Source organism: Nonomuraea sp. NPDC050202 (genome assembly GCF_040656115.1).
Taxonomy (GTDB): Bacteria; Actinomycetota; Actinomycetes; order Streptosporangiales; family Streptosporangiaceae; genus Nonomuraea.
The window spans coordinates 1-25,670 of the sequence record NZ_JBFALF010000068.1 but is presented as its reverse complement, the minus strand read 5'-3'; the positions used below and the strand labels follow the sequence as shown (position 1 = coordinate 25,670).

At 64.9% G+C, this 25,670-nt stretch carries 14 protein-coding genes and 2 pseudogenes; 6 read left to right on the top strand and 10 right to left on the bottom strand.

Annotated features, from left to right (window positions below; translation table 11 throughout):
- The first annotated feature begins 867 nt into the window (after nucleotides 1-867).
- From AB0I79_RS60855 to AB0I79_RS60845, 3 genes are all read left to right on the top strand, one after another.
- Nucleotides 868-1,929, top strand: coding sequence for a trypsin-like peptidase domain-containing protein (locus tag AB0I79_RS60855; protein ID WP_357895062.1), 1,062 nt, complete (start codon nucleotides 868-870; stop codon nucleotides 1,927-1,929).
- An 11-nt stretch (nucleotides 1,930-1,940) separates the two neighbouring features.
- Nucleotides 1,941-2,657: a hypothetical protein gene (locus tag AB0I79_RS60850; RefSeq protein WP_357895059.1), complete on the top strand. Its 717-nt coding sequence runs from the start codon at nucleotides 1,941-1,943 to the stop codon at nucleotides 2,655-2,657.
- 125 nt (nucleotides 2,658-2,782) lie between these two features.
- Nucleotides 2,783-3,115 carry a hypothetical protein gene (locus AB0I79_RS60845; protein WP_357895056.1) on the top strand — a complete coding sequence of 111 codons (333 nt, stop codon included), beginning with the start codon at nucleotides 2,783-2,785 and terminating at the stop codon, nucleotides 3,113-3,115.
- A gap of 48 nt (nucleotides 3,116-3,163) precedes the next feature.
- On the opposite strand, the gene AB0I79_RS60840 is transcribed toward AB0I79_RS60845, so the two are convergent.
- The 8 genes from AB0I79_RS60840 to AB0I79_RS60805 form a co-directional block, all read right to left on the bottom strand.
- Entirely contained in the window at nucleotides 3,164-5,539 is a 2,376-nt protein-coding gene (locus AB0I79_RS60840; RefSeq protein WP_357895053.1) for a hypothetical protein, read from the bottom strand.
- Nucleotides 5,540-5,941: 402 nt separating this feature from the next.
- Nucleotides 5,942-9,247: a type ISP restriction/modification enzyme gene (locus AB0I79_RS60835; RefSeq protein WP_357895068.1), complete on the bottom strand. Its 3,306-nt coding sequence runs from the start codon at nucleotides 9,245-9,247 to the stop codon at nucleotides 5,942-5,944.
- A gap of 941 nt (nucleotides 9,248-10,188) precedes the next feature.
- Nucleotides 10,189-11,535 carry a hypothetical protein gene (locus AB0I79_RS60830; protein WP_357895050.1) on the bottom strand — a complete coding sequence of 449 codons (1,347 nt, stop codon included), beginning with the start codon at nucleotides 11,533-11,535 and terminating at the stop codon, nucleotides 10,189-10,191.
- 290 nt (nucleotides 11,536-11,825) lie between these two features.
- Nucleotides 11,826-15,152, bottom strand: a complete 3,327-nt coding sequence (locus tag AB0I79_RS60825) for a DEAD/DEAH box helicase (protein ID WP_357895047.1) — start codon at nucleotides 15,150-15,152, stop codon at nucleotides 11,826-11,828.
- The gene (locus AB0I79_RS60820) at nucleotides 15,152-16,009 is read right to left on the bottom strand and encodes a hypothetical protein (RefSeq protein WP_357895044.1); all 858 of its coding nucleotides are present in this window, start codon (nucleotides 16,007-16,009) and stop codon (nucleotides 15,152-15,154) included. Before AB0I79_RS60820 ends, AB0I79_RS60825 begins: the two co-directional genes overlap by 1 nt.
- A gap of 296 nt (nucleotides 16,010-16,305) precedes the next feature.
- Nucleotides 16,306-17,235, bottom strand: coding sequence for an HNH endonuclease (locus AB0I79_RS60815; protein ID WP_357895041.1), 930 nt, complete (start codon nucleotides 17,233-17,235; stop codon nucleotides 16,306-16,308).
- A 119-nt stretch (nucleotides 17,236-17,354) separates the two neighbouring features.
- Nucleotides 17,355-17,963 (bottom strand): hypothetical protein, encoded by a 609-nt coding sequence (locus AB0I79_RS60810; protein ID WP_357895038.1) that lies wholly within the window; start codon nucleotides 17,961-17,963, stop codon nucleotides 17,355-17,357.
- Nucleotides 17,964-18,299: 336 nt separating this feature from the next.
- Nucleotides 18,300-19,427: a hypothetical protein gene (locus AB0I79_RS60805; protein WP_357895035.1), complete on the bottom strand. Its 1,128-nt coding sequence runs from the start codon at nucleotides 19,425-19,427 to the stop codon at nucleotides 18,300-18,302.
- A gap of 210 nt (nucleotides 19,428-19,637) precedes the next feature.
- Here AB0I79_RS60805 and AB0I79_RS60800 point away from each other — a divergent pair, with 210 nt between their 5' ends.
- A complete protein-coding gene (locus AB0I79_RS60800; protein WP_357895065.1) occupies nucleotides 19,638-20,111 on the top strand; it encodes an NUDIX hydrolase in 474 nt (157 codons plus the stop codon).
- A gap of 844 nt (nucleotides 20,112-20,955) precedes the next feature.
- On the opposite strand, the pseudogene AB0I79_RS60795 reads toward AB0I79_RS60800, so the two are convergent.
- Nucleotides 20,956-21,762 (bottom strand): annotated as a pseudogene (locus AB0I79_RS60795) (CocE/NonD family hydrolase); the annotation flags it as partial.
- Between the two features lie 477 nt (nucleotides 21,763-22,239).
- A complete protein-coding gene (locus AB0I79_RS60790; RefSeq protein WP_357895032.1) occupies nucleotides 22,240-23,655 on the bottom strand; it encodes an FAD-dependent monooxygenase in 1,416 nt (471 codons plus the stop codon).
- Between the two features lie 221 nt (nucleotides 23,656-23,876).
- Here AB0I79_RS60790 and AB0I79_RS60785 point away from each other — a divergent pair, with 221 nt between their 5' ends.
- Both AB0I79_RS60785 and AB0I79_RS60780 read left to right on the top strand, forming a co-directional pair.
- Nucleotides 23,877-24,290 carry a hypothetical protein gene (locus tag AB0I79_RS60785; RefSeq protein ID WP_357895029.1) on the top strand — a complete coding sequence of 138 codons (414 nt, stop codon included), beginning with the start codon at nucleotides 23,877-23,879 and terminating at the stop codon, nucleotides 24,288-24,290.
- Nucleotides 24,291-24,897: 607 nt separating this feature from the next.
- Nucleotides 24,898-25,575 (top strand): annotated as a pseudogene (locus AB0I79_RS60780) (IS5 family transposase); the annotation flags it as partial.
- Between the last annotated feature and the right edge of the window lie 95 nt (nucleotides 25,576-25,670).

The window sequence follows — 25,670 nt, the reverse complement described above, 5'->3', positions numbered from 1 at the left end:
CCGTCTACCAGGAGCTTCTTGCTGTCACCGGCCGAACCACGGCGTTGCGATCATCCTGTGACCAGGACCTCGCCGCGGAGCCTGGAAAAGGTTCATGGATGCTGTGCTGTATCGCGTACGCGCGAGCAACCACCGAGCAACCATGCGTTCTTGACCATCACCATCATGTGCCATTTGCCCCCTTCTCGATACGGCTAGGGGCCGGGGCAAAGGCCTCGACCTCGCTGCGGCCGGGCGCGGACGAGCAACCGCCGAGCAGTCATGAGTAAGGTGATGTGCAACCTCTTGTCAGGATGCTTTGCATCGCTGCGGAAACGATGCAAAGCCTGCTTGACGTGCATGGATGCGTTTTTGGCAGACGCAAGGTCGAGCACCTGCGAATCAGCCGCAGGACCTTCATCTCCCTTGCCGAAGAAGATCTCGCCCTATCCGAGCAGGTCACACCGCCGCCGACTAACCCCGATCACCCCGCCTGCTTAGGGGCAGATTCTGGCCGCCTCGATTAGGTCGACGGCTCCCTGCACGCCCAGGACCTGGCCATTGCCATGGACCCTCCCCTAAGTCAGAACAACAGCCAGAACGTCCGCACCAAGCTCAAACGCCTGGCCGACTGCGGCCTCCTCGTCAAGACCGAGCCGGGATTGTTCAACCAGCCGCGCCCATAGCCAGAGAAGCGAGGCTTCGACCGGCCGATCCAACCCGACCCCACCGGCGAAAAGAACATTAGGTTAGCTCGTGGACCGCACTCTGAGGCGGAGCAGGTGGCAGGAGGCCATGACCAATAAAGGCCGCACCTATGGACGCTTGGACGGCGCTGTTGAATGGTGAAGGGTGAATGGTACGCGGATCTGCTGGAGGTGGAGCTCGGTGGATAGCATTCTCGACACTCTCCCGTTCGACTATTCCGCCCCAGAAGCCCGTGCACTCCGGGACCTGCTGGCCGAGATCTACTACCGCGACACCGACATCACTGCGGTCGCCGAGGCCGCGAAGTTTCCCGTCGGGGAGATTCCCTACGGGGACAACGCGCGCATGACCTGGCATGGACTCCTCACCACTGCCCGCAAGCGCAACCTGCTGAAGGAGCTCATCCATCGAATCCTCGACGACCCACGTGCCTCCGCCTACCAACAGAGGATCGCCGAGCTCATCTCCCCGGTGCCGCCCGTCCTTCCTCCGGAGGAACTGCTACTGGATGGCCAGGCTCTGCTGGACGCGATCCCTCGCGCCGATCTGGAATACGCCGAGCAGCAGACCGGCGACCGCCCCACTTTGAAGGACATCTCCTTTCTGCACGGTGCCCTTCGCGTTGCTCCCGGAGTGGTACGGCTGCGGGTGGGCTTCAGCCAGGGCAGCTTCACCGGCACTGGATTCCTCATCTTCCGTGATGTCGTGCTGACCAACTTCCACGTGCTGTTTGACAAGAAGCACCGTGACGAGCGCGCGTACGCGGTCGAAGTGTGGTTCGACTACGAGACCGGACCGGACGGCAGTTGTAAGAAGGAGGTGATCTTCGAGGCCGATCCCGCCACCGCGGTCGGGGATAAGCGTCTCGACTGGGCGGTGATCAAGCTGCCCCGTCCCGCGCCTGCACACAACGTCCCCCTGCTCCTGGCTCCTGGCCGTCGCATGATGGTGGGTGAGGAGGTGTGCATCATTCAGCATCCCGACGGAAAACGGAAGAAGATCGCGATGGAGCACAACACCGTGGTCTACGTCGACACGGACCATCTGCGGTACCTCACCGATACCGAAGGCGGTTCGTCTGGAAGCCCTGTCTTCGACAACAAGTGGCGCGTCATCGGCCTGCACCGCTCTGCCGGCGAGGTCATGTTTAACGGCGAACGACGCGTGGTGAACATTGGGACCCCCATTCAGGCGGTAGTCGATGGGCTGGGCAAGGCCGGGATAAGGTTCGACAGCGAGTAAGGGCAACCCCGATGCTGGATACGCCGCCACTTCCCTGGTCCTACCAGCCAATCCGCGACCTGCACCGCTGCCTGGCCGCCGCCTACGAAAACGGACAACGGACCCGTGCGCTCGTCGACTCCGTGGCAGGTTTCCCATCGCGTCAGGGCAGGATCGACTGGGATCACAGCTACGGTGAGGAACTGTGGAGGCAGATCATGAACGCGGCCGCCGACGCACGTAGGCTGCGTAGCTTGGTCGACGCCGTCCTGGCAGACCCCTCCGTGGCGGGCCACCACGGCCGTATCCGTTCGGCGCTCCGCGCAATCGAAACCGACACGCCTGCGGACGTACCCCCCACCAGCGACGAACTGGCCACCGTGATCCGTCTGCCCGTCGCCCAGCGGGCACTGGACGAGGCGATCGACGCCGCCCGCCGCACTCGTGACGCACTGTCGGCAGGCGATTCGGTCACCTTTCATCCGGCATTGCGTTCCCTCAACAGCAGCCTGGAGCGCACCCCGGAGATCGCGCGCCTGCTGACCGCTCCGCAGGTGAACACCCTGACCCGGGTGAAGGAGCAGACGTCCGATCTGCTTACCGCCGTTCGTACCGCCGATGCGATAGACGAACCGGAAGCTGAACGCGCTCAGGCACGACGCAGCATTCCTTCGTTGAAGGAGAACTTACACAGCACCCTGCAGAAACTTCTCGCCGAAGCCGACGCTGTGGCACCGCATGAACGATAGTCGTGTGAACTGTGGGAGAGGCGCGAGCGGGCGAAGGGCGTCACCTTCAGCCGGCAGAGACCGCCAATGGGGATCAGCACGAGCTGTGCCATTATCTATGTACGGTTCTGCCGCAGTGGCGGGAGGTGCTTGAACTCAACGTCTTTACCCGCGAGCAGGCCAGGCTGTGGTCACAGGAAGGCGAACCTGTCCCGGAGGACGGGACCAGGGACCTCCGCGGAAAGATCGTTAAGATAGCCGGATCATCCCCTGATCCAGACTGGGAAAACCTTCGCACCGCCGTCGTCGTTGTGCATCAGACGCTGCTGGATTTTGCGGAGTTTGTCGATCAAAAGCCCCAGGGTTCTACGGAGATGGCGGACTTCATTCGTGCCCGCCGTCGCTTCCAGGAAGACGTGTTGAAGGCGGTGCGTCAGCTGATAAACGCCCTGAGCAAGGTGCTGGAGTGCTCGTCATGACCTTGTTCGCAGGAATTGGGAGCGCAGCCGTCGCCGGAATCCAGAAGGTCATCGCGATGACCATGATCCTGCTGCACCACCACAGCGGCCCCGTTGGGAGGCCTCGCTTAACGACGGGTGGTGGCAACTTCGGCCGCGGGCCGCATCTGCAATGTCGCGACGAGTCGGTCTAGCTCGGGGTCGTCGGTCCACGGCTCGTCGAGTTGCACAAGGACAGTAGCCTTGCCCGGCTGATTGGGCTATGACCCCGATGCCGGTCCAGGAAGCGGCGCGCTCCAGGTGTTTGCGGGCACGGCACCAGGTGAGCAGCCTCTCGCGGAGTTGATCAACTGTGTATCCCTTTCCGACGGACATACCGGTAACACCAAACGAGGAGTGCGAGTCGGCGAACAGGCGGGTCTCGTCGTGCGGGTACCCATCGAGTCGGGTGCGACGGGCCAATCTGCGTACCATCGTGGCAACCTCATTCCGGACGTTGCGGTCGCCCTGGTGCAGGTTGAGAGCAGCGGTGGTCCATCCGTCGGGGCGTTCACACTCGAGTTGGGTGGTCAGCTCACGGAACGCTTTTGGTGACCATTCCTGCCGCGGTTTCGGTGCCGGCGTCCGACGCTGGCCTGTTTGGTGCAGGTAGTAGGCATCCAAGGGGTCGGTCATGGAAAGCGTGAAGAACTCGGTGGTGGGGTTGCCGTCTTGGTCGACGTGATCACCCAAGTACAGGCCCTGGTCGAGGAACATCATGAACAGGTCGAGTTCCTCGGATGCGGTGATCATATTGAGGTTGATCGCCTGCTCGTGCTGTTGCAGGTAGTGCAGCAGCTGCGCCGGCCCCTCCGCGATCTCGCAGATGACCCAGAGGTCGAACAGGCTCACGATCCACGGCAATTCGCGTCGTGACGGCAGGATGCCGGCGTCAACGAACGCGGATGCGCTGCCAGTGACGCTGGTGACGTCTTCCAGGGTGACGGCGATGGGGAAGACCCGTCGCACGTGGGCGAAGTCGAATTCGGCCTGGTTTCGATCGCGGACGCGCAGTCGGCCGTCACGGGCCAGCGTGGTGCGCAGCCGGTCAGCCTGTTGGACGGTGTCAGCGACGATGCGGGTGAGGTCACGGCTCATTCGCGCTGGATCACCCGAGCGCGCTCGCGGGGTAAGGCTGACGGCCTTGGCCTCTATAGCGAGTGCGACCCGGTCGCACACCAGGAGCGCATCGCTTTCCACAGCGCGTCCGTCCGCGAGTACGAACTCGATGTTGCGGTGCACCTCTTCAGGGGCGAGTCGCTCCTGCAAGGCGGCCACCGCCGCCTCTTCGACCCAGTCACCGCGGTGTTTGGCATAGAGGTCGAAGACGTTGTGCTGCTTGAAGGCGTCCTCAATGAGTTCCCGCAGACCGAACAGCAGGTTCCCAATGTTGACCGGGAAGTAGCCGATCGCGGGGTCGTGAAGCACGGCCCTGGTCCGCAGCGGGTTACGGCCGCGGAAGTAGTCCTCGACCAGATCGACAGCCGGCCTGGTACCGAATGGCTGCGAAAACAGCTGAAGCACCGCCTCAATCGCGGAACAACTTTCGTCGAGCATGGCGGCGAGTTGCTCGGCGGTAATGGCGATCCGGCGCCCCAACCGATCCGACACGATCGCCGCGATCGCTGCGACAGATGCGCGGGACCTGTCCAGCCGCTCACGGTCCACCACCTTGCGACCGCGCTGGGGACGGCGTGTGGCCGCCGAGCCGGTAGCGACAGCGTCAGCAGCTCGTGGGGCGGCCAGGACATGCTCCCGGGCGGCGTCCACGCTGTCCCAGTAAGCATTCTCGATCACCCGATGGAGACCGTCGATGACCTTGAGCGCCTGTTCGATGGTGAAGCCGAGGGTCGTGACGAGCAGGTCCGACACCGGCGGTTCGCCGAACAGCCCTCGCAGCAGGCGCTCCTGCATGTGCGGGTAGCCCAGATTGCGCAGCAACAGCTCCCGCTCCACCATGTGGTAGCGCAACTGCCAGTCAGGCCCGCCGTCGGCGTGCCGCGCCAAGTTCAGCAGATGCCCCGCGTTGATAAGGCGACGAAGGCCTGCGTCCAAATCACGGCAGAGCTGGGCAACCGCCCCGGGGTCCACGATGCCGTCGGATGCGAGTTCATGGGGCGGCGAGTCGCCGCTCATCGCGTCGGCCGACGGCCGTTCCATCACAAGGAGCGCCGCGAGCTCCACTAACGCCGACAACCCGTCATGCGTGCTCTCCTGGTAATCCTCGGCGTACGTCATGTTCGCACGCTGTAGCCAGGCCAGGACATCGAACGCGTGCCAGGAACTCGTCCGCTCGGCCAACTCGACGACGACCGTGTTCATCATCGCCGCTGTCTGCGTGGCCGCCTCGTCCCACGACTCGGCCTCATTCAATAGGGCCGTCAGGGCTTCGGCGGACTGGAGCACTCGACGCTGGAATACCTCCACTTGAGCGGCCGCGTCAACATCGGCCGGCCGCCAACTCTGCTGATTGTGTCGAGCGGCCCGCTGCCGTCGAGACCTTTTCGCCACGCCAGCAATTTACCTGTGGGGTCCGACATCTCGTCCGCATTATCGGGGTGGTCGGTACATCGGACGTTGTGGTGTGCGAGTTCGAACCAGCGGAGGTTGCCACTTCAGGGATGCCGGCCGACCAAGCCAAAGGTTGAGAGAGATCGGTGCGAGAAGAGGATGCGTTCGACCATCCGACAGCCCTGCAGCGGAGGCTGATGGCAGCGAACGACCCGCGTGCGGGGACAGCAGCGTCTTCCTGAGTCACGCGATCAGCTTAGGCAGCTGCCAGGACGAGTGAGTTCGGGGTGGACATGATCACAGCAAGGTGGGGGCTTCGGGGGACTCGGCGGCCGGGGCTTTCCGAGCGCTGGCGGGAACCGGTAAGACATCCGCTCGTTCGAGGTCAGCGACGGGAATGAGCGAGCTGTTGCAGATTCTCTCCAGTAGGTCCGCCTGAGCGGGTTCCAATTCCACGCACAGCGTGAGTACGTGGAGCAGCTGTAGCAGCTCTGTGGTGAACTCAGCGGGCCATTCCTCGCTATGGATGTTGTCGAGGGGCGATGACTTCCGGCCTGCCGGGTTCTTCTTGCGGTAGCCGAACCACTTCTTTACGATCTTCATCCCGGATACCTCGTACGCCCACACCTCGGGGCGTACAGGCGAGATGCAGCCGGCGCCGACATGCAGGGTCGCAGTCTCGGCGTTGTAGGAGATCTCGTCGGGCATCTCTTCAGTTGTTCCAGGGACAGCTACCTGTGATTTGGCGCGGTGGAGCGGATCCGGCTTGGGTGGCCCTGGAGGGCGGTCCTCGGCTGAGTCAGCGAAGCGCTCGCCGTAGGTGTGCAGCCAGATGACGCGTTTCCCTAGGCGTACGGCTCGGGCCCACAGCTCTGGGTCGGCTGTGAGCGGCACTCGTACGCCTGGGCTTCGGAGCTCCTGGGCGAAGCGAGTCGTGTAGCCGCCATGGGCAGTCACGGCCGCGACGTAAGCCAGCACGTCGGGCGCTGTGACGGAAAGGCCGAGACGCTGAGAGAGTAGGCGTGTCAGACCGGGTGCGAGGTTGGGCGAGCTGGCAGCGCGATCACGGTAGAGCGGAAGTATTCGCCCACCCCGGCCATTGGTGTGGTGCATGTCCGGTACGTGGGCGGTGAAGACCAGACCTGGGCCAGTCTCGATGGGGTGGGCGTGCTGTTCTGTCGCGAATACCTGGGTGTTGCTCGCCACCTGCCATAGTTCGGGTCGGGGTCGTTCTTGAACACGATTATCTGGGATCACCCATTGACGGTCGAAGGACCGATAGCCGACACGCACCGGGATGGGGCAGGGGCCGGACTCATCCTTGATCGTTCCGATGTGGGGAGGGAAACCGCTGATCGGCTGGATCGGACTGTCCAGCTTGCGGGCGTCGCTTTCCTTGAACAGGATGGCCTTGTCGCGGGCAGGCGCTTTGATCAGGCGTTCCCAACGTTCTCGCAAGATCCCCGGACTCGGGTCGTACACCCAGGTCCGGTTCGGCTTGACTCCAGGAGCTTGCCAGGGCAGCAGATCTCCGAGCGCCGGGTAGCTACGCCAGTCCTCCCCTCCGACGGGCTGGAGTCGATCCGACCAGCCGGTTGCACAGTCCGCCCAGCCAAATCCGTCGATAGCCAGTTCCGCCAGGCGCGCGAACTTCTCGGAGCGATGCCCCGCCAGGCTGAGGTGATGGATCAGCGCGGGTGTCTCCCGGTCGCCCGTGCCGTACCGGGCGAAGATGCCGATGCACAGCGGCTGTTGAACACCGGGGAAGACACGAGTCGACACATCGGGTTGGTGTCCCTCCGGTGAGAGGTCGATGATCCATCCCTCATCGGCTGTCCGGCGTAGGTACTCACGCATTCCAGCGAAGCCAGGGCCGGTGGTGTAGCCGGAGGTCGTGATGAACGCCACAATGCCAGCAGGTTGATCTGGGTGGGCGTCGAAGACCTTCCACGTCGCCCACCGCCAGAAGTAGACATACATGTTGGACAGCACATACTCATATCTGCCGAGCCCAGCGGCCTTGAAGTCGAGCAGCGGCGTGCTGATCCCGGAATTTCCAGCGCCCTGCTCGATCCAGCCGCCCAGTCCCTTGGCACGTTCCCGATACGGCGGATTGCCGATGACGACTTGAACCCGTGTTTCGCGCTTGACCCGGTTGGCTTCGCGGCGAGACCGCACGATCGGCTCATACATCGAGCCCAGGTCAAGCTGCGTGTCGTCAAAGGGGCTGTCGAGGGTGTCGGCGACGTAGAGCTTCTGGTCCTTTTCGGCAACCTCGGCTCCATGCTCCGTTTTGAGGGCCTGATTCAGCCGGAGCTCAGCGACGGCGTAGGGGCCGGCCTGTCGCTCCAGCCCGATCAGGCGTCCGAAGAGCTTCTTCAACTGGGCGGGAACCGCGCCCTTGCCTTCCTCCTCCTCCACCGTCCGAGCCACGCTGTTGACGATATTGAGCAGGTAGGTTCCCGTGCCCATCGCCGGGTCCACGGTCACGACGTCGTCTGCTGCGAAGCCGCCTCTCCGCCTGAACCGGTTGCGCAGGATGTCATCGACGAAGCGGACCATGAACGAGACGACCTCGTTCGGTGTGTAATACGAGCCGCTCTCCTTGCGGAGGTCGGAGTCATAGGCCTCAAGGAAGTGCTCATATAGGTGGAGGTAGGAGTCCACCGAGCCGTCGCTGATCCGGTCCCAGTCCACCGCTCCGATGACCCGCTTGAGCGTCTCGGCGACGACGCTGCGGCCCTCCACCGCGTCATGGGTCAGTACGGCTAGCGCCTTGCCCATGAGCGAGTGGTTCTTGCCGAGGTGCGCGGCGATCTGGCCGAGGCTGCGCCCCTCGAAGGCGATGCCGTCCACCCGCGCCAGCAACATGGCGAACGTCACCGTCTGCGCGTACGCGTCGGCGAACTCCTCATGGGTCAGGCCGGGGAACAGCAGTTTGCGCCAGTCCGTGGTGAGCTCGGTGAAGATCTTCCGCTTCTCCTCGCCCCGCAGTTCACGGCCGATGGTTTCGAGCACCTCCGTGCGCAGCAGCTTGCACAATCCGGCCACGGCGCGAACAAGCTGGCGAATGTTACGAGGAGGATTCGGCTTCCACAGAAGGAAATCGGAAACGACGCGGGCGAACTCCCCGTCGAAGGGGATGAGCTTGCTGCCTGCCGTCCGGACGTCACCGTTCAGCCGGGCCACTTGCCCGATCAACTCGCCATTGCGATAGAGCGCCCAAAGAGCGCCGTCGGTGTAGAGGACGTTCGGCAGCAGACGCAGCTTCTCCCATTGCGTCTTCTCGTGTTTGTTCGGGGTCCAGGTCGTCGGCACGCCGCGCCCAGGAGCCTTGAGCTCGACATAGCCCACCCGGGCACCGGCCACGTCCACGGCATAGTCCGGACGTACGCCGAGCGTGGCGAGAGACATCTCACCGATCATTGCCACGTCGACACCGAGGGCTGCGGCTATGTCCTCGAACAGCCGCTCTAGCGGCGCCCGGAGTTGATCCTCGGGCTGCCCGCCGCCGTTCAACTTGATGGCGGCGGATTTGCCGAATCGGGCCACCGCTTCAGCGGCCTTGTTCAGCAGCGGCTTTGGGGGATTAGTCGCGGCCATGTACACCCGTTCGATGTGAAATTGTTGCGCCAGACCGGTCTCTTGCGTATCGCGTGATTGGGCCTGACAGTTTCACGTATCCCAGCCCCTAATAACGTAAAACGGCGGCCCCAAAAGGTCGATCTCTGCTGCATGAGATCTTGAAGGCTCCCGCAGCCCGGCGGCAGTGCTTCGTTCCACTTCGCGCAATCCGGCTAGCCGCACAGCTTTATTCGGTATCCTGTTCGACTGTCAGGCGGATCTTCGGGGCTCCGCCGCGAACAAGGTGGATCTATGGACAGCCTCAGTCACGTCATCACGCCGTACACCCATCCCGAGCGATGGACAGAGGATGAGAAGGCTCTCTTTGACCAAGGAAGATGCTGCTGGGCCATTGCGAGCGGGCGCGGGCGAATCGAGTACTGTGGCGAGCCCAGCGAGGAAGGGGCGTCCTTCGGCTACTGCCCAGAGCACACTGATCGTCTTTTCGAGAACCACCCCTCCGATGGCATCTCACCTGCCGATGACGTCATCCGTCTGGATGGTAGTCCTGTTGGGGCTCGCCTTACGTAGACGGTCCCTCAGCCACTCAGAGTGCGGCATGATGATCATGCGTCTGGCATATCGCGCCGTCAAGAAGGCTCCGCGGCGCTGTAGCTCCTTCCGATGGGCGATTGAGTCGAGAACGTTGCAACCTTCGTTCTCCGCCATCGGATCACCATTCTCGAACGGCAGCTCAGCGTCGGCACAAGGGTAGGATTCGCTCCTAACCGAGAGCATTTCTCGCCTACTGCCGGTATTACTGCCCTGCTAGGTTCTGCGCCGTATGGAGCGATCCCACCTCGCATCGGCTGTACAAAGTCATTTGATTTCGGTCCGTGGCTGGTTCCTGAGACATGGAAGCGTTGTGTCAGAGGTCCGGGGCCGCCCAGCGAATGGCTACAGAAAGTGATCGCGCCCGGTTAAAGCAGCGGCGGATTGTAGGGGCTGACTCGGCCGAGGTAGGGGATGAGCTCGTCGGGATCGACGGTTCGGTCCTGTGGGAACCGCGGAGGCTCGTTGATCGGGTCGATCGTGTCCGCATAGGACTTCATCCAGTCGATCCAGTCAGACAGTGACCGTCGATGGTCCTCGTCTAAGATCGTGGACACCACGGAGATCAGCTCATCGGCGTACTGACGTATCGCCCGTGCCCGCTGCCATGCGTCCATCTCGGTACCCAGCACCTGCAGGCGGTCTTGGGTAAGGACGCGCTCCCGAGCGTAGGCCGTGGCAGCTTCCCATTCCCGACGGAGCTCGTCCCGTCGGCGCTGCCGTTCTTCGGGGGATCGACCGCCGTCCATCATCGCTACTGCGTGGCAGATGTCCCTGGTGACCGTCTCCATATGTACGATGACCTGCCATAGCTGGGACTCCAGCGTCGATTTGTCTTCGTCGTACCAGTCGTAGCTTCCGTGGCCGGGCCACTGCCAGAGCCGCAGGCGCAGCCGTTGGGCGGGAGGTACATCGACGTCAGCGGGACTCTCCCGGGTGCTGCTCGGCTGAACTGCCAGACGGGTCGCTAGCTCCTGTCTCTGGATCGCGACGGCCCAACCCTCGTCACCGATGACCACCTCAAGATGTCCGCCCTTATAGTCGCCGGGTCTCCGGACGGTGTGGCAGCAGCGAGTGGCTTCGTCCGCGATGGCCTGGAACAGTCGGAGGCCTCGCTGGCGGGCGGGATCGTCGAGCGTGAAGGCTAGGTGATCATCACGTAGCTCGGCTACCACGGGATGCGGGTCTTTCAATTCTTGGGGGACAGGTATGGGTCGCCGGTCCTTGGGGCGGTAGCGTATGCGCCGCTGCCGGGATCCGCCTGTCTTGAGGCGTATCTCCAGATCGCCTTGGTCACGCCCTTTGAGGGTGAGGTGGTATCCGTCGGGGATCAAAGCGTCCCGCCGGGCGGCTTGGGTAGCCTCTCGCCAAAGACGGCGGGTTACCTCGTCCGGGTCGCTGATCAGCAACATGCCGCCTGCGTCAATGAGCTGACTGAGAAAGTCTCCCGGGTCGATGGCCGGTTCATCCCTATCCGACTGGTTGGCGTCCGGCGCTGGGAGGTGGTTCCCACTCTCCAGGTAGAGCCGGCCGGATTCCGTCAGGGCGGCGCTCCAGAAGCCTTTCGTTCGGGTGAGGACCACCAGCTTCTGGGCCTGTAGGGCATAGACGATCCTCGTCAAGCGTGTTTCTCGTGATGTCACGGGTTTCACGTTCGAGGCAATGCGGATGAGGATCGACAGCTCACGCTCGTCAAGCGCGCTCGGAGGCTGCATGCTGTCACTGCACACCGCGGACGGTGGATCCGCAACAGAGTCTGCGGATTTGCGGAATGAGGGGCTTGATCGCTTCCGGCGCTCGAACTGCCGGAGAACGCAGACTGTACGTGGAGGTCGCTTGGCCAGAGACACGATCGCCTGTTCGTGGTGAACGTAGAAGGCGATCGTTGGGCGTCACTCCGCCCCTCGCCCATCTGGGCGGTGATGTCCACAGCCAGCGGGCCCGGCAGCCCGGCCGTCAAGCAGGACGACCAGTATTTGCCGAGCCCGCGAGACCACGCAACGGGCTACCGGGCTTCGCGAACCGTCCGCAACGCGAAGACCACGGCGGCTTGCGCAGGTGTGAGCAGATCAGGAATTGCGTCCTGGTAGAGGTCCATCAATCGGGCATGTGCCCATCGCTGGAGTTCGTCATCGGGCTGACCGGGCGGAGCTGGCAGCAGCGCGTTGAGCTGGTGAGCGGCGACCCTGGTGTGGACCCCTGCGCGGATCCACGCGAGCGACTCAGGCGTGTCCGCGCCCGAGCGCACGGCGAGTGGGAGCAGATTCAGCGTCCTGACGGCTTCGGCCGACAGCGCCCAGGGCCCTTCGGGCTCATGCTCCTGGCCGAGCACGATGATGGCGTTGAGCGCTCCCGCGATAAGTGGGAGTTCGAACCGGAAAGCGTCACTGGTGATGGTGATTGCGCGCGGAAGCGGGTCTTGCGCGCCGCGCTTGGCGTTACCGGCAACGCTTTTACGGTGGATGTGCTCGGCCACCGCGATGATCGGTTCGCCGTTCATCCATGCGCACAGTGCTGCCCGGTAGGCCGACCAGGAGTCCGCGCGCGCGGGACCGGAGTCGAAGATCTTCGACAGCTTGCTCGCATCTCCATAGGGCTTGGGGCGCAAGATACGCCGGAGCTGCTCGGGAGCCAGTTGTTCCAGCAGGTGGAGCATCAAATCGGCCCACCCCAAGATCTCTTCGGGTGCTGTGGTGGCCTGGAGGCGCGCTCGCAAGTGCCGGTAGAGTGCCGCGGTCTCGGAGAGCGCGATGCCGGACTGGTGAGCGGCGAACGCCACCCATGCGGGTGCGCCGGCCTCCTGGATGAAAGTGCTGCCGGTGACAGCAATCGCGTTGGTGATCGCCTGGACCTGATGTTGGGCGCCTGCTCGGTGGACGGCCCAGGTCTTACCCATCACCTGCGTGGTGTCGTCCTCATCTTCGTTCTCGAAGGCCAGGAAGCTGAACGCAGTATGCTCTGCCGGAGTCATGGTGTCCGGCGTCAGTGCACCGGAGAGTACGTTATGGATGAGTCCGTCCAACGCGCTGCTCAACTCTGACGACGCGTCTTCGTCCTGCAGGAACTCCGCGGTGCGGACCGCCTGCCGTGCATCGGCGGAGGAACTGAGCACAAGAGCCTTATTCGGTACGACGAGGGCCATGGCACGGGAGGCAACGTGGGCGCGGCCTGCCCGCCCGATAGCGTTCAGCAACTGCGCACGAGCCTGGTCGCGCCGTTGCTGTGTGCTGGAGGTGTTGTCGTAACCGATCTCAGTGCCGCCGATGACGACGGCGGTGGCGGGCAGGTTGAGGCCTTGGGCCATGGTTCCGGTGGCGTACATGGCGACAGCGACGCCGCGCTCGAAAGCGAGCTCACTGGCGCGCTGCTCCTCGCGGATGAGGGCGCTCGTATGCACGGCGACGCCTTGCTGTAGACGCGCGCGAAGGGCCGACGGCACGCCGAGTTCCAGGTCGGCGAGGTACAGCAAGGCCTCGACGGTGCTATCGGCTGGCGCTGCGGCGAACTGTGTCATCCCCGCGGCGTGGAAGCTGTCGTGTTTGCTTCGGGGCAAGAAGGCGAGGATCTTGTCGCCGCGCAGGCCGAGACGTTGCACGATCGCTGCAGTGGCCGGGGTGCAGTAGCCAGCCGGATCCCATCTGTACTTCCGGGTGACGGCGAGGGGGACCTCTATGTTCGTCTGGACCAGCGCGTAGTCGTTCGCCGCTTCGCTGGCCCATGCGCCCTGTAGTCCGGCGAGCAGAGCGATCGGTGCCTTGAACTTCTCCCGTTTACGGTGAGGAGGGAGCGCCCGAAGCTGTTGAGAGGCGGCGGTGAAGGCTGCTGCACCGCGGTCGTTGTCGATGCCGGCAATCGCGCGGAGTGTACGGGTGGGACGCCACGGTCCGTTGATCACGGCCGTATGCATTCCAGTCGCGTGGCTGAGCCAGGATCCGAGTTCGGAGGGGTTGGCGATGAGCGCGGACATCAACAGGAGCCGCGCCTTCCTGGCACGGTGCATGATCTCTGCGAGGATCAATTCGGCGATCACTCCACGGCCGACCCGGTCTCCGAGAAGGTGTGCTTCATCGAAGACGCACAAGGCCAGTTTCGTGAAAGCCTCGGGGTTCTGCCGTAGAGCCAGGGAGCACTTCTCCGGAGTCATGACGAGGATCTGCTGATCTTCGATCTGTTCCAGGGACTCGCCAATCAGCTGTGTGTATTCGGCGCCACCCAGAAACTCGCGTACGGTCGTCCGACCGAAGACATCGGCCATCTGTCGGCGGATTTGGCCGACGAGTGCGTTGGTCGGCGCCAGGTAGAGGACCCAGCCCTGGCACAGGGCTTGACTGATCGCGAGTTCGGCGACGGATGACTTGCCGGAGTTGGTGGGTACTGCCACCACGGCGTGGGCCTTGGGACCGGGCAGCGATTCGTGCGCGTATTCCTGGGCGGCGGGCCACAGCAGCGGGCGGCTCGCGGCACGCTTACGCTGGTAGGTCCCGAAGCGATCCCCGGTGTCTTCCGGCGGAGGCGGCACCGTTCGCAGCGCCCGAGAGCCGGTCTCGTCGCAGGCTGTGGCTAGCAGGAGCAGCAGGTGATGGAGGTCAGGATGGGCAGCCGGCCTTGCGGGTATCTGGTCCCGGTTCTCAAGCCGCTCCGCCAGAGCCCGTAGCGCGCTGCCAGCGTTCGGGTCGATCCCGCTGCGGAACATGAGCCAGTCGAGATGGTCGGCGACGTGCACGCCAATCCGGCGCCACAATTCGTGCCGCACGAGGACGCGTGCTGGCAGTCCTTGCTGGTCCAGCATCGGGGCAGCGACATCAACTGCGGGCGTCAGACGGCACAGTCCTACGATGCGCTGCACCGCCCAACTAGCGATTGGACCCTCGATGCTGCTGTCGTGGAGGTCCTCTGCGCCCATGCCTGAGACCGTCAGGGCCGCGTTAGCATCGTAGCCGGCGATCAGGTACAGCAGTGCCGCCTCGACGCGCTCAAAGGTACGTTCGGACCCGAACAGCCAAAAGGCGGAGCCGTTGCTGCTTCCAGGCTGCCCGTCACCCCTGTCAGTGTCTGCCAAGCCGTGCGCGATGGTCAGCGCCTCTGCGGCCACGAAAGCACACGCTCGGACCATAGACGGTTGCGCTTGCAGAGGGAGAATCGCGTGTACTTCCAGCGCCGTCGCCAGCCGATGGAGCGTCTCTGCGGAGGCCGTTGCGGGCTGATCGGCTCCCAGTTGCGGCCTGGTGGTCTCGAGCCACGCTGTGGTCAGAATCCGGCGAATCTCATTGACGTTCAGGTCGGCGATTGTGGGCAGCGCTGCCAAAAGGGCGTTGATTCCCCGGTTGAACATTAGACGACCACCTCGTCGACCGCCTTGCGCATCGCGTCCGCGACGGCGTCGAAGAAAGCATGGAAGCTTGACAGCTGCACAACGATGACTCGGCGCCGCTCGAGCGGTGTCTTCATCCGCTGGAACTTCGGCCGGGCGGTCGTGAAGTCGTAGTTGTCCTGATAGACAACGATCGGTAGGTAGGAGGCGTTGTCGCTCCAAAGCGAATCTTTGACCTGCTCCTTGAGACCCGGCTCCAAAATGTAGCGGAATGCAGAAAGTCGGGCACGCAGGTCTGGGCCGTGGATGCCCTTCTCCACCTCGGCGAAGAGGTTTATCGCTTCGCCGAAGTTTGCGCTCGCGTTCGACTCGGTCGACTTACTTTCGCCGATAGACACACCTAGCACGTCGTTTTGTACGTAGGTGCCTACCGAGTCCAAGCCCTGACGGGTCACTGTTTGATGCATCTCGGACAATGTGCAGATTCGGCCATCAACGCACGACGTCTCCCGGCGTGCGCTGAGTGACAGGAGGGCATGCCCGAGCCCTTCGCCGATCCAGGCGTTCCGGCGCGTGTCGCGAACCAGTTTCTGATCTTCCGTGACGAAGATGTTGTCTGTGCCGATCAGCGACATGACAGTCCTTCGGATCTCCTCACGGCGATCGACGCCTCGCGCCAGGAGATCTTCCGATAGCCGGGCGTCCAACCCCACGGCGCCGGCCAGTGTGCCGACGAGGTACCGGCCCATGGCGACAGGTACCTCGTAGGCGTCCAGCCCTGAAACGGTGACGACGGTATGGCTCGACGCCGCCGTACCAGGGTGGAAGGTCACGCATCTCTCGATTTCATCGAGTGACGCGGTGAGAAGGTCGATCACACTGCCCACGCCAGTGTCCAACCTCGTTCTCCCTGCTTCCGGCTACGAGTGGTGTGAGCGTGCCTGGTGGTCGCTTGTTGTGAACCGCTGCGGCGCCCAGGCCGCTGGCCGTTCGGCTGGCGGGTCCCCCATGCATGGCAGCGTGCTCGCGGTCCGCGGGACCCACAGCAACACAATCGTCGAGAATAGCGGCCAATGCGGCCATCCGGCTGAGATGGACGGACTATGTGCGAGACATGAGATCTCGGGACGAAGTGCACAGCCTCTCGCGCCGTCTGAAGCATCGACCGAGTTGCTCAACGCTTGAGGAACACCTCATCAAGGTGCCACTCGAGAGCATCTCGGTTCGGCCGATCTCGTGGTCGTTCTGGGACATTGATCTGCTGGCCAGCCTGGCGGTAGAACTCCTCGCCGTTGCCGAACTCCTCGCGTAGTCGCGGGCTCACAAGTAAGCGGTGTTGGGGGTCGACTGCGAGGTAGCCGCGGTCGTAGAGGGTGTGGACGTCTGATCGGAGTAGGAGCCCGTTGTCCAGGCGATGCTCGCCGCCTGCCGAGAGCGGACGGATGTGGGCCGCTTGAAGGACTGGCCGGATCTTGTCGCCTGTGATCGCGCAGCGCCGTTCGTAAGCGTGTAGGACGACGGCTTGGAAGGCCTGCTGACCGAGTCGGCGCGGGGCGAGTCGGGGGTCGCCGAAGGTGGGACCGTCGCGGTGCCACGGCTGGGACAGGTCGATATCCTCGCGAATGTTCATTCTGTGCAGCAGGTCCTGGAAGTAGTTGCCGGCGGGTCCGGCCAGGTCGTAGCTCTTGCCTTGGACGATGTTGGGGGCGAAGCCCGGCGGTGGTCCGGCGATCTGGGTGGTGGGGAAGAAGAAGACGTCGCGGATGATGACGCAGCCGATGATTGGGTCTTCGCCCGGTGCGATGGGCTGGCTGCGGTACTTGCCCACCTGCTGTCGTAAGTCGACGAGGCTTGCGGCTCCGTTGCCCTGGCCGAAGAACTCCCACGCCTCGGAGACGCGCAGGGGAGCGAAGCCGCTGAAGAAGCCGCCGCCGACCACGCTGTTGTGCGGGTAGTGGGTCTTGAAGAAGAACAGTTCGCCGTGCTCGACCGCGCCGAACCCGCGTCCGCCGCCAGGGCGCCAGAAGTTCACCTCAGTGAGCGTCGGACGCGCAGCCAGGAAGCGGTACCAGCTCTCATCTGTGACGCCCACGTACGCCTTCACGGAGGCAATTGTGCACGTCCTTGATCATGTTCGCCAGACCCCTCTCTGGCATCGTCATAGTGTCTGGCAACTGCTGCAAGGAGCTCCATTCGAACGGCGCCGGCTGGTCTGTCCTTGCGTCACGACGTGTAAGGCATGCGTCGGAAGGTAAGGGTGTTGCTGAATTTGTTTCCTAGCATGTTGTAGTTCTCGCGGATGACCAGCTGCTTCTTCGAGCACGCGAATCTCCCCGTCGAGGGTGTCATGCTCTCGGGTTGGCCCTTCCTGAGGTCGTGGACAAGTGAACGAACGGGGTTGGTCCTTCTCTCCGGGCTTGTGCTGACCGACTGAAAAGTGGCGTTGCCGCTTGCTGACTTTCCGCTGAAGCTGATAAGTCCTTTGCTGAACCCATTAATCTTTACTCTTATCTTCAGCTTTCCCCTATAGATGGCATTCCAGGAATATTCTTCGCCGTTCACGAGTCCTGTGGCGTATTCCCGTGTCGAGCCTTCGAAAGAAAACAATGCGTACTGCTTACCTATGGTGACCTTAACGCCTGTAACACCGGAGCGCTTCGCCCAGTCATCTGCGGAAGATCTGCTGCTGGTTGCCTTGTGTACGAGGGTCCAGGTGCCGAACGTGCATGGCGGTTTGCTATTTGCTTCGGCCGGCGCGGCGGAGAGATAAGTGGTGCCGGTGACGACGATCGCGATGCTGCCGAAGATGAGTCGTGTGCGCGAAGAAGGCATGCCAGCACTCCGTGTGCTAGAGGGGCAGCGGCAGTTGAGGTTAGCAGAGGCACGCCCAATCAGCCTTGCATCTGGAAATCGAATCGGTAACGCTTCGATCGTGTGATGTTTAATCTGCGGGTCGGCCGCTGATCGATCCCGCCGTTCGGCCGCTTATGGCTCTGGACCCTACAGAGGGCGGTGGGCAGGATCTGGATAAGGCGCTGTGTCAGGGAGATTGAGCGTTCCCGGATTGCCCTGTCCGTCCGCGACCTCGTGGTGTTGTTCCACGATCTCGGCGTTCAGTTTCAGCACGCTGTACTTCTTGAGCACGGCCCGCCTGCCGAATGCCTGGCGCTACAAGAGGCGCTCGCGATAAGCGGCAGCTTCTGCCCGGACTTCGGCGAAGAACGCCGCTGTGCGGAGCTTCCGCCATTCCTCATCGTCGAGGTCTTCGGTCTCGTCGAGCTCGGTCGCGTCTTCGGCGTACAGCAGCCAGCAGCCACGGATGCCGCTGAGCAGGTCCTCCAGAAGGTCGAGGGCAGGGCGGGCGGGATCCAGCGGTGTGATCCGCAGGCCGAGCTCGTCCAGGCTCAGCTCAGGCTGGTCCTCGTGCCTCTTGTCGAGGAGTTGCTGGGTGGCGCTGATGCGTTGCTGGAGTGCCGTGATGTCGGGGATCTCGCCTTCGGCAACCCGGAGGGCGTCGCGGATTAGGGGCATCACCGCCTGGCGAGGCGTGGCGCCGTTGGCCATCAGTTCCAGGACGAGGGTGGGCGTCTCGTGGGGGAGTGCCTCGATGTTGTCGGCTTCGACCACGATCTGGGTGACGGGAAGCCCGGTCGAGTCGGCGGTGACGGTGGCGGCCGTATCCAGCCAGTGGGCGGCGGCGATGGCGGCTGCGGCGGGGTCGATCTCGGTGAAGAGTGCTTCGGGGCCGAAGGGGTTGTCGTGTAGCAGGTTGCTGGCTTGGGCGGCTTGGACCGGGGAGGCGTCTTCGCGGGTGAGGGTGACGGCCTGGCGGGCGCGTTCGGTCAGGTTGCCCAGTTCGGCTTGTTCGATGGCGGCCAGTTCTGCGCCGACGTCGATGGTGACGCGGGTGGTCAGCTCGGCGGCGTTGAGGGCGTGCAGGGCTCGGCCGACCTGGTGGGCGGCTTCTTCGACACGGACGTAGGACTGGATCATGTAGCCGTCGGCGGGCAGATTGGGCCTGGTCAACGCGGTGAGGACGCTGGTGAAGGCGTCGCGTTCTTCCTGCCGGCGCTCACCTTCGGAGTTGGCCTCGTGGCTGTCGGCGGCGCTGGCCGGGTGGGTGTAGCACCGCCAGCAGGCGTCGGAGAGCTGCGTCAGCGTCCTGGCGAGGTTCAGGGCATCGCGGCTGGAGATCTCGGCGGGCAGATCGGCGACGTCCACCGCGGTATCTCCCGACCCGGTGCTCCAGGAGGCGATGAGGACGTTGCGGCGGTGATCGACGGCGTACCGGGTCAAGAACGCTCCTCGCGAATGAGCAAGAACGTGCTGGGACACGCTCAGCATGGAGCATCAGCGGCCGGTTGAGTACCGGATTCAAGAGGCGCGGCTGATCTTACGTCCGCCTGCTGTCAAAGCGAGTCAGGCCAGTGGCTGTCGGGCCTGGCGACTACCGTGGGGCGGGTGGATCAGCGTGGTCCTGACCAGTACACCTTGCGGGCAGCTGTGATGGACGCCCGCAGGGCAGAAGCCGAGTTCGATAACGCATGCGCCTGCCTGGAGGCGGCGATGAAGGGTCCGATGGACCCGCTCGCGGCCGAGGCATGGGTCTTCGACGAAACCTTCCGGCATGTGCTGCTGGTCAAGCATCGCTGGCGCGGGTGGGTACCGCCGGGCGGGCGAGTCGAGCCTGGCGAGAGCCCGCGGGATGCCGCCCCTCGTGAGCTGCTCGAGGAGACGGGGATCTCCGCTGATCTGCTGGAAGCGCCGGCGGCGGTGACAGTGCGCTCCTACCACCGAGATTGGAGCTTCGGCTCGGTCTTTCCTATGGCGCCATCGTGGCCCGGTCACTGCAGGTCACAGGGGAGAGCGACCAACCTGTCGCATGGGTTCCTCTCTCACAGGACTGGGAGGGCGCCTTCCCTGAGGATCGGCCCGCCTTCGCCGATACGCGAGACAACTGTCCGAGCGGGCGGGTTCTAGCGGAGGGACCGCAGTGCCGCTCGTTACAGAAAAGGCGTAGTAGGTGTCGAGGGACTTGCTCTTGAGGAGCACGACGGCACTGAATCCTCGTCAGACTTACTGCTCCTGATGTGACTGGGGCGCTTCATACGGACAAGTCCACGTGAAGCTGCTGGTCAGGTGGCCCTTCGACACTGTGCGGGGGTGTCAGGCACAATACTGCATCTGAACTCGCGGCGTAACGCAGACGAGGAAGCGCTGACGCTTTCTCTCGAGCCTGGAGGAACGACCCGCCAGGCAGTCGTCCGCGGCGCAGGTGAAGGAACGCCCGTTCGCCACGGGCGAGTTAGTGGACGGGAGACTGGTCGCGAGTTGCCGTGCGCCCGGGCCGGACGGTGACTCCCGTGCTTCCCGGCGGCGGAACCCGTGAGCAGTGCTTCCAAGAAGGCGGATGGTGTCTTGCCGTGGCAAGTCGAGGGCCAACCAGGAGGAGCTGGACCACAGTTAGTGCATGTCCTGACGGCCTTCCACCCGGGTACGTTCCTCGAGGGCGGCGTAGGGAATCCATCTCGATCCGAGCCACTCTGCCTGGGCGACGTCGCCGCCCCTCACAGCCAGGCTCGCCCGCGCTGCGCGATAGAACTCGTCGCGTGCTCGACGTCGTCACCGCACCCGAGACGGCTGCCGACGTGGTGGAGCGCGTCCGTACTTGGGTTCGCGGCCTGGACCAAGCCGATGTCGTCGTGCGGGACTCACCGGGGCTTCGCCACCAGCCGTCCTGCTCGTATGCTGGCCGAAGGCACCGTGGGCGTCACCCTCGACCGCGGTGGACCTTTCCGAATATCAGCGACCCGGGCCACCAGGCTCAGACTGCAGCAGCGGCGTCCAGGTCCGGGTGAGCCTCGTCGTACACGGACAGGACTTCGAGAACCCCGGGAGTGGGGAAGCCTGCCCAGATGGGTGCGGGCCACTGCTGTGACACCATGCCGAGCTGTTCCCTGAACCACCTGTCGAACGGGTGCTGCGATTCCGCGAATTGTTTGATCGCCGCCTCCAAGTCGTCGCCCTGCATGTAGACCACGCAGTGCGCCTGTGCGGGGGTGTCGAGGAGGAAACACACCTCGCGGCTGACGCCGATACGACGTTGGCAGTCCGCGTAGTCCTCCCGGCGATCACCCTCGCCTGCGCGGAAGACGTTGGCCGTCGACCACAGGTCGATTAGGTACTCGTAGGGCTTGCCGGGCTTCAGTAGCGACGACACCTCTCCCTGGGCGGCGTTGCGGAACTGCGCGCGGACGATCCCGTCGGTGATGTTGTACGACCGCCCGTCCGGCTGGACGTCGCACAGCCGGACGACGGAGTCGGTGTCCACGGCGTCGGTCTCGGCCCACAGGTGCACGGTGATGCGCCCGATCACAGTGACATCCTCGGTGAGCGGTTCGCTGGTGTAGGTGAGGACGTCGGGGCGAGCCTCGATCTGCCGCTGGTCGAAGACGCCGGCGGGGTGCGCAGGATCGCTCATGACGGCCCCTCCGAGTGTGGGGACGGGGTCGTCGGGGTCGTAGGTGTAGCCGTCGGCGTCACTGTCCGGGGGCATGCTGCTCGCCAGCCCTCCGTCCGGCTGCAGGAACCAGGCGATCTCTGTGGCCGGAGGCGGCCACTCTGAGAAGGTCCGCCAGCGGCCATGAAGCCGCTGGGCAGCACGCTACGTCTGAGGGAGCTGCCCGCATGATCGACGGTGACCGCCAGAGCGGGGTGGAACACGGCATGGGCGACAGGATGAGCCCGCCGAGGCTGGCCGCCTACCACGCCAGCAGGTCACGGTGCAGCCGCCATGCCTGCCGGATCGTACCGCGCAGATTCGGGGTGGGTGCGAGGCGCTGTGGCAGCATGCTGGTGCCAAGGTCGCGCCGGTCGCACACCCAGCGGCTCCGTCATCGAGGCATTAGCGTGCCAGCCGCAGCGGTAGCTGCCTGCTGCGGGCGTCCGGTCCATGTCTCCCCAGCCGCATATGCGGCTGCGGGAAGCCGAGCGGGCGGTACGGGCCTGCGCTCCCTGCGAATACGGCCTGCGCTCCACGCCAATGACAGATCCCGGCGCCGTCACCGCGTACGGTGGACTGGATGGCAGGAGCCGGCTCGTGCATCCGCTACCGGGTGGAGCGCTGCGGTGTTCCAGCCCATCGGGACAGGGCGTCGGTCAAGGAGGCGGCATCGGACCCGGTCCAGGCGACGTAGCCGTCCGGGCGCACCAGGACGGCTTCGGCGTGCAGGTCGCGCGCGGTCACTTCGTAGCCGACCCGCCCCGACCACGGGGTGACCGCCGGACGCAGGCGCTCCGTGGCGGCGAGGATCAAGGGCCGGCCGCTGTGCAGATCGAGGCCTGGCAGCTGCGTTCCGAGCAGGGGGTGCGGGTCGCCGGGCAGAGGGTAGCGGATGTCGAGCCCGGAGATCATGCCGGCGATTACTTTGTTGGCCTCCGGGAGGGTGAGTAGTTCCTCGACGATGGTGCGCAGGGCCAGGTGTTCCTCGTCGGGCACCAGCAGGACGGCTTGGGCGCGGGTGTTGGCCAGCACGCGTGCGGCCACGGGGTGCCGTTCGGTGTGGTAGGTGTCGAGCAGGTCGTCCGAGGCGTGGCCGTGGAGGTGGGTGGACAGCTTCCAGCCGAGGTTGAAGGCGTCCTGCACGCCGAGGTTGAGGCCCTGGCCGCCCATCGGGGAGTGGATGTGCGCGGCGTCGCCGGCGAGCAGCACTCGGCCGTGCCGGTAGCGGGTGATCTGCCGGGAGGCGTCGGTGAAGCGGGACGCCCAGCGGATCTCGCCGAGCCGCACCCGAGGCCCGGCCGATCCGGTCAGAGCTCTGGTCACCTCGGCGGGTGTGATCGGCGCGTCCCTGGGTAGTTCCTGCTGCTCGGGGCCGTAGAACAGGAAGCGGTACACGCCGTCGCCGAGCGGCGCCAGGTAGCCCTTGCCGGTGGCGGACGGGGTCATGTCCGGCAGGCTCCACGAGGTGGGGGCGGGTCCGGTGAGGGTGAGGTCGGCGACGGCCATCCGGAGCCGGCCGTCCAGCCCCGGGAAGCCGATGCCGAGCAGGTCGCGTACCGTGCTGCGGCCGCCGTCGCAGCCGACGAGGTAGCGCCCGCGCAGCCGGAGGGGGCCGGCGGTGGCGGTGACGCCGTCGTCGTCCTGGGTGAGCGCGGTCAGTTCGTGCCCGCGCAGCACCTTGACATTCAGCTCGGCTGCTCGGGCTTCGAGGAGTTCTTCGACGCGGGCCTGCGGGATACCGATCATGTACGGGTGGGCGGTGTCCCAGGCGGTGAAGTCAAGCCGCAGCCCGGCGAAGTGCCCGCCGGGCACCTTGAGGATCGCCCGGCCGGTGAGCCGGTCCAGCAGGCCCCGCGCCTCGAACACCTCGGCGGTGCGGGGTTGCAGGCCGAGCGCCTTGGACTGGCCGCTGCGCTCGGGCAGCCGCTCCAGCACGACCGCGGACACACCTGCCAGGCCGAGCTCGGCGGCGAGCATGAGGCCGGTGGGTCCGGCCCCGGCAATGATCACATCGACGTCCATGCCGAGACGGTAGGACCCACACCGTCCCTTACCGCAACGGTAGCGGCGTACCTCGGCCGCAGGCAGCGGGTGCATGCCGGCGCAGCTGCGCCCGCCGCCAAGGGATCCTGCGCTTGGTGCTAACGACATGGGGAAACGTCGCGTCGCAAGATGGCCTGCGCGTCACTCGACAACACCAGTCCCGCGAGGGCATCGCTTACTTGGAGATCATGATCATGAGCGTGCGAAAGACGTTGATCGGCACGGCGGCTGTCGCCGTGCTCGCAGCGGCGGCGGTCTTCACCACCAGCACGGCCTCGGCCTCCGGCGTGGCCGCCGAGACGCCTGGCATGGTCTGCGGGCCGGGCTACACGGTAGAGCGTCAGGCCTCGTTCACCGGCGGGGTCGCGTACCTGCTGTACAACGCCGGCAAGCAGAACGCGTGCGCGGTGACGTTCAAGACCAAGGCAGTAGGCACCCGCACCCTGGTCTGGTCCGCGGTGGACGTGAAGGGGGCGGGCGTGGTGAAGAACGAGGAGATCACGCCTCTGCACACCGTGCCCGTCTACCACCACGCCCCGGCCGGCTCCTGGGTGAAGTTCTCAGGTGGCACTAAGGCCGCCGACTCAGGCGGTGGGTACGAGCAGATCAGCTGACGGCCTCATCCCTGCCGATCGGCGCCCGGAAGCGCCGCGAGACAACACATTCCGGCAGCGATGCGGCCGTGTCCAGCGGCACCGGCGGCCAAATGGCAGCAGCCGCTGATAGTCCGGCTCGCCGTCCGTTCCGGCCGCGGCTAGGTTGCGTCATCGCCGTTCGTGTGTGGACGAACAGCTGTGGCGATCAGGCGTCCATGCCCTGCGCGGCAGGATCCATGTCCGCGCGGCCGCGATGCGCCGGGCAGGCGCGGCCCGTTTTGCCAGGAGCGCCGCGAGCATGCTCACGGCGACGATCCTCCGGGCGTCGGCCGCGCCCGCGTTTGACCATGTCGGTGCCACGCGATGGAGGCGATGGCCTGCGCGGTGATCAGGGCCAGCATGTACTAGAGCGCCACATCCGGCTTCGCGGCGAGCGCTTTGAGCTCCGTGGCGACCTCCTCGACCACGGCCAGCGCGAGGCTGGCGCGGTTGGGGCAGCACCGGTAGAGGCTGCCCTGGCCGACGTCGCGGTGTGGGCGACCAGGCTAAGAGCGCCTAACAGAATGATCTTTGTTGTGCTTTGATCTCTCGCTGTGATCGAGCGAGAGGAGCGCGGGTGGCCAGGCTGAAGCCGTGGGAGGTCAGCGACGAGTTGTGGGCGGTGATCGAGCCGCTTGTGCCTCAGCGTCAGCGGCGGTTCCGGCATTCGGGACGTAAGCGGCTGGATGACCGGCTCGCACTGCAGGGCATCTTGTTCGTGCTGCACACCGGGATCGCCTGGGAGCATCTGCCGCAGGAACCGGGTTACGGCTCGGGCATGACGTGCTGGCGGCGGCTGGCCGAGTGGAACAAGGCCGGCGTGTGGCAGCGGCTGCACGAGGTCCTGCTCGATCGGCTGCGCGCCGCCGACGCGCTCGACTTCTCTCGTGCGGCGGTGGACTCCTCGCAGATCAGGGCGTTAAAAGGGGGGGCGCAGACCGGCCCGTCCCCGGTCGATCGCGGACGGGCCGGCAGCAAGCACCACCTGATCACCGACGCCACCGGCACCCCGCTCGCGGTCATCCTGACCGGCGCGAACCGCAACGACGTCACCCAGCTGCGCCCGCTGCTGGACGCCATCCCCAAGGTGCGCGGCAAGCGCGGCCGACCCCGGCAGCGGCCCGACGTGGTACTCGCCGACCGCGGTTACGACCACGACAAGTACCGCCACCTGGTCCGCGAGCTGCAGATCCGCCCGCTGATCGCCCGCCGCGGCACCGAACACGGCTCCGGCCTGGGCAAACACCGCTGGGTCGTCGAGCAGGTGCGCCGTGAGGCGCTGATTGATCGAGTGGAGGTGAGAGACCGCCACCTTCGCCCTGTCGCAGCAGGGTGATGAAGCTGGGGGCAGCCTGACCC

What these genes read in the sequence shown, in the direction of transcription:
- AB0I79_RS60850 (WP_357895059.1), top strand. Translation starts at nt 1,941, where the DNA reads ATGCTGGATACGCCGCCACTTCCCTGGTCCTACCAGCCAATCCGCGAC.
- AB0I79_RS60835 (WP_357895068.1), bottom strand. Translation starts at nt 9,247, where the DNA reads ATGGCCGCGACTAATCCCCCAAAGCCGCTGCTGAACAAGGCCGCTGAA.
- AB0I79_RS60830 (WP_357895050.1), bottom strand. Translation starts at nt 11,535, where the DNA reads ATGCAGCCTCCGAGCGCGCTTGACGAGCGTGAGCTGTCGATCCTCATC.
- AB0I79_RS60825 (WP_357895047.1), bottom strand. Translation starts at nt 15,152, where the DNA reads ATGTTCAACCGGGGAATCAACGCCCTTTTGGCAGCGCTGCCCACAATC.
- AB0I79_RS60810 (WP_357895038.1), bottom strand. Translation starts at nt 17,963, where the DNA reads ATGCCTTCTTCGCGCACACGACTCATCTTCGGCAGCATCGCGATCGTC.
- AB0I79_RS60800 (WP_357895065.1), top strand. Translation starts at nt 19,638, where the DNA reads ATGGACGCCCGCAGGGCAGAAGCCGAGTTCGATAACGCATGCGCCTGC.
- AB0I79_RS60790 (WP_357895032.1), bottom strand. Translation starts at nt 23,655, where the DNA reads ATGGACGTCGATGTGATCATTGCCGGGGCCGGACCCACCGGCCTCATG.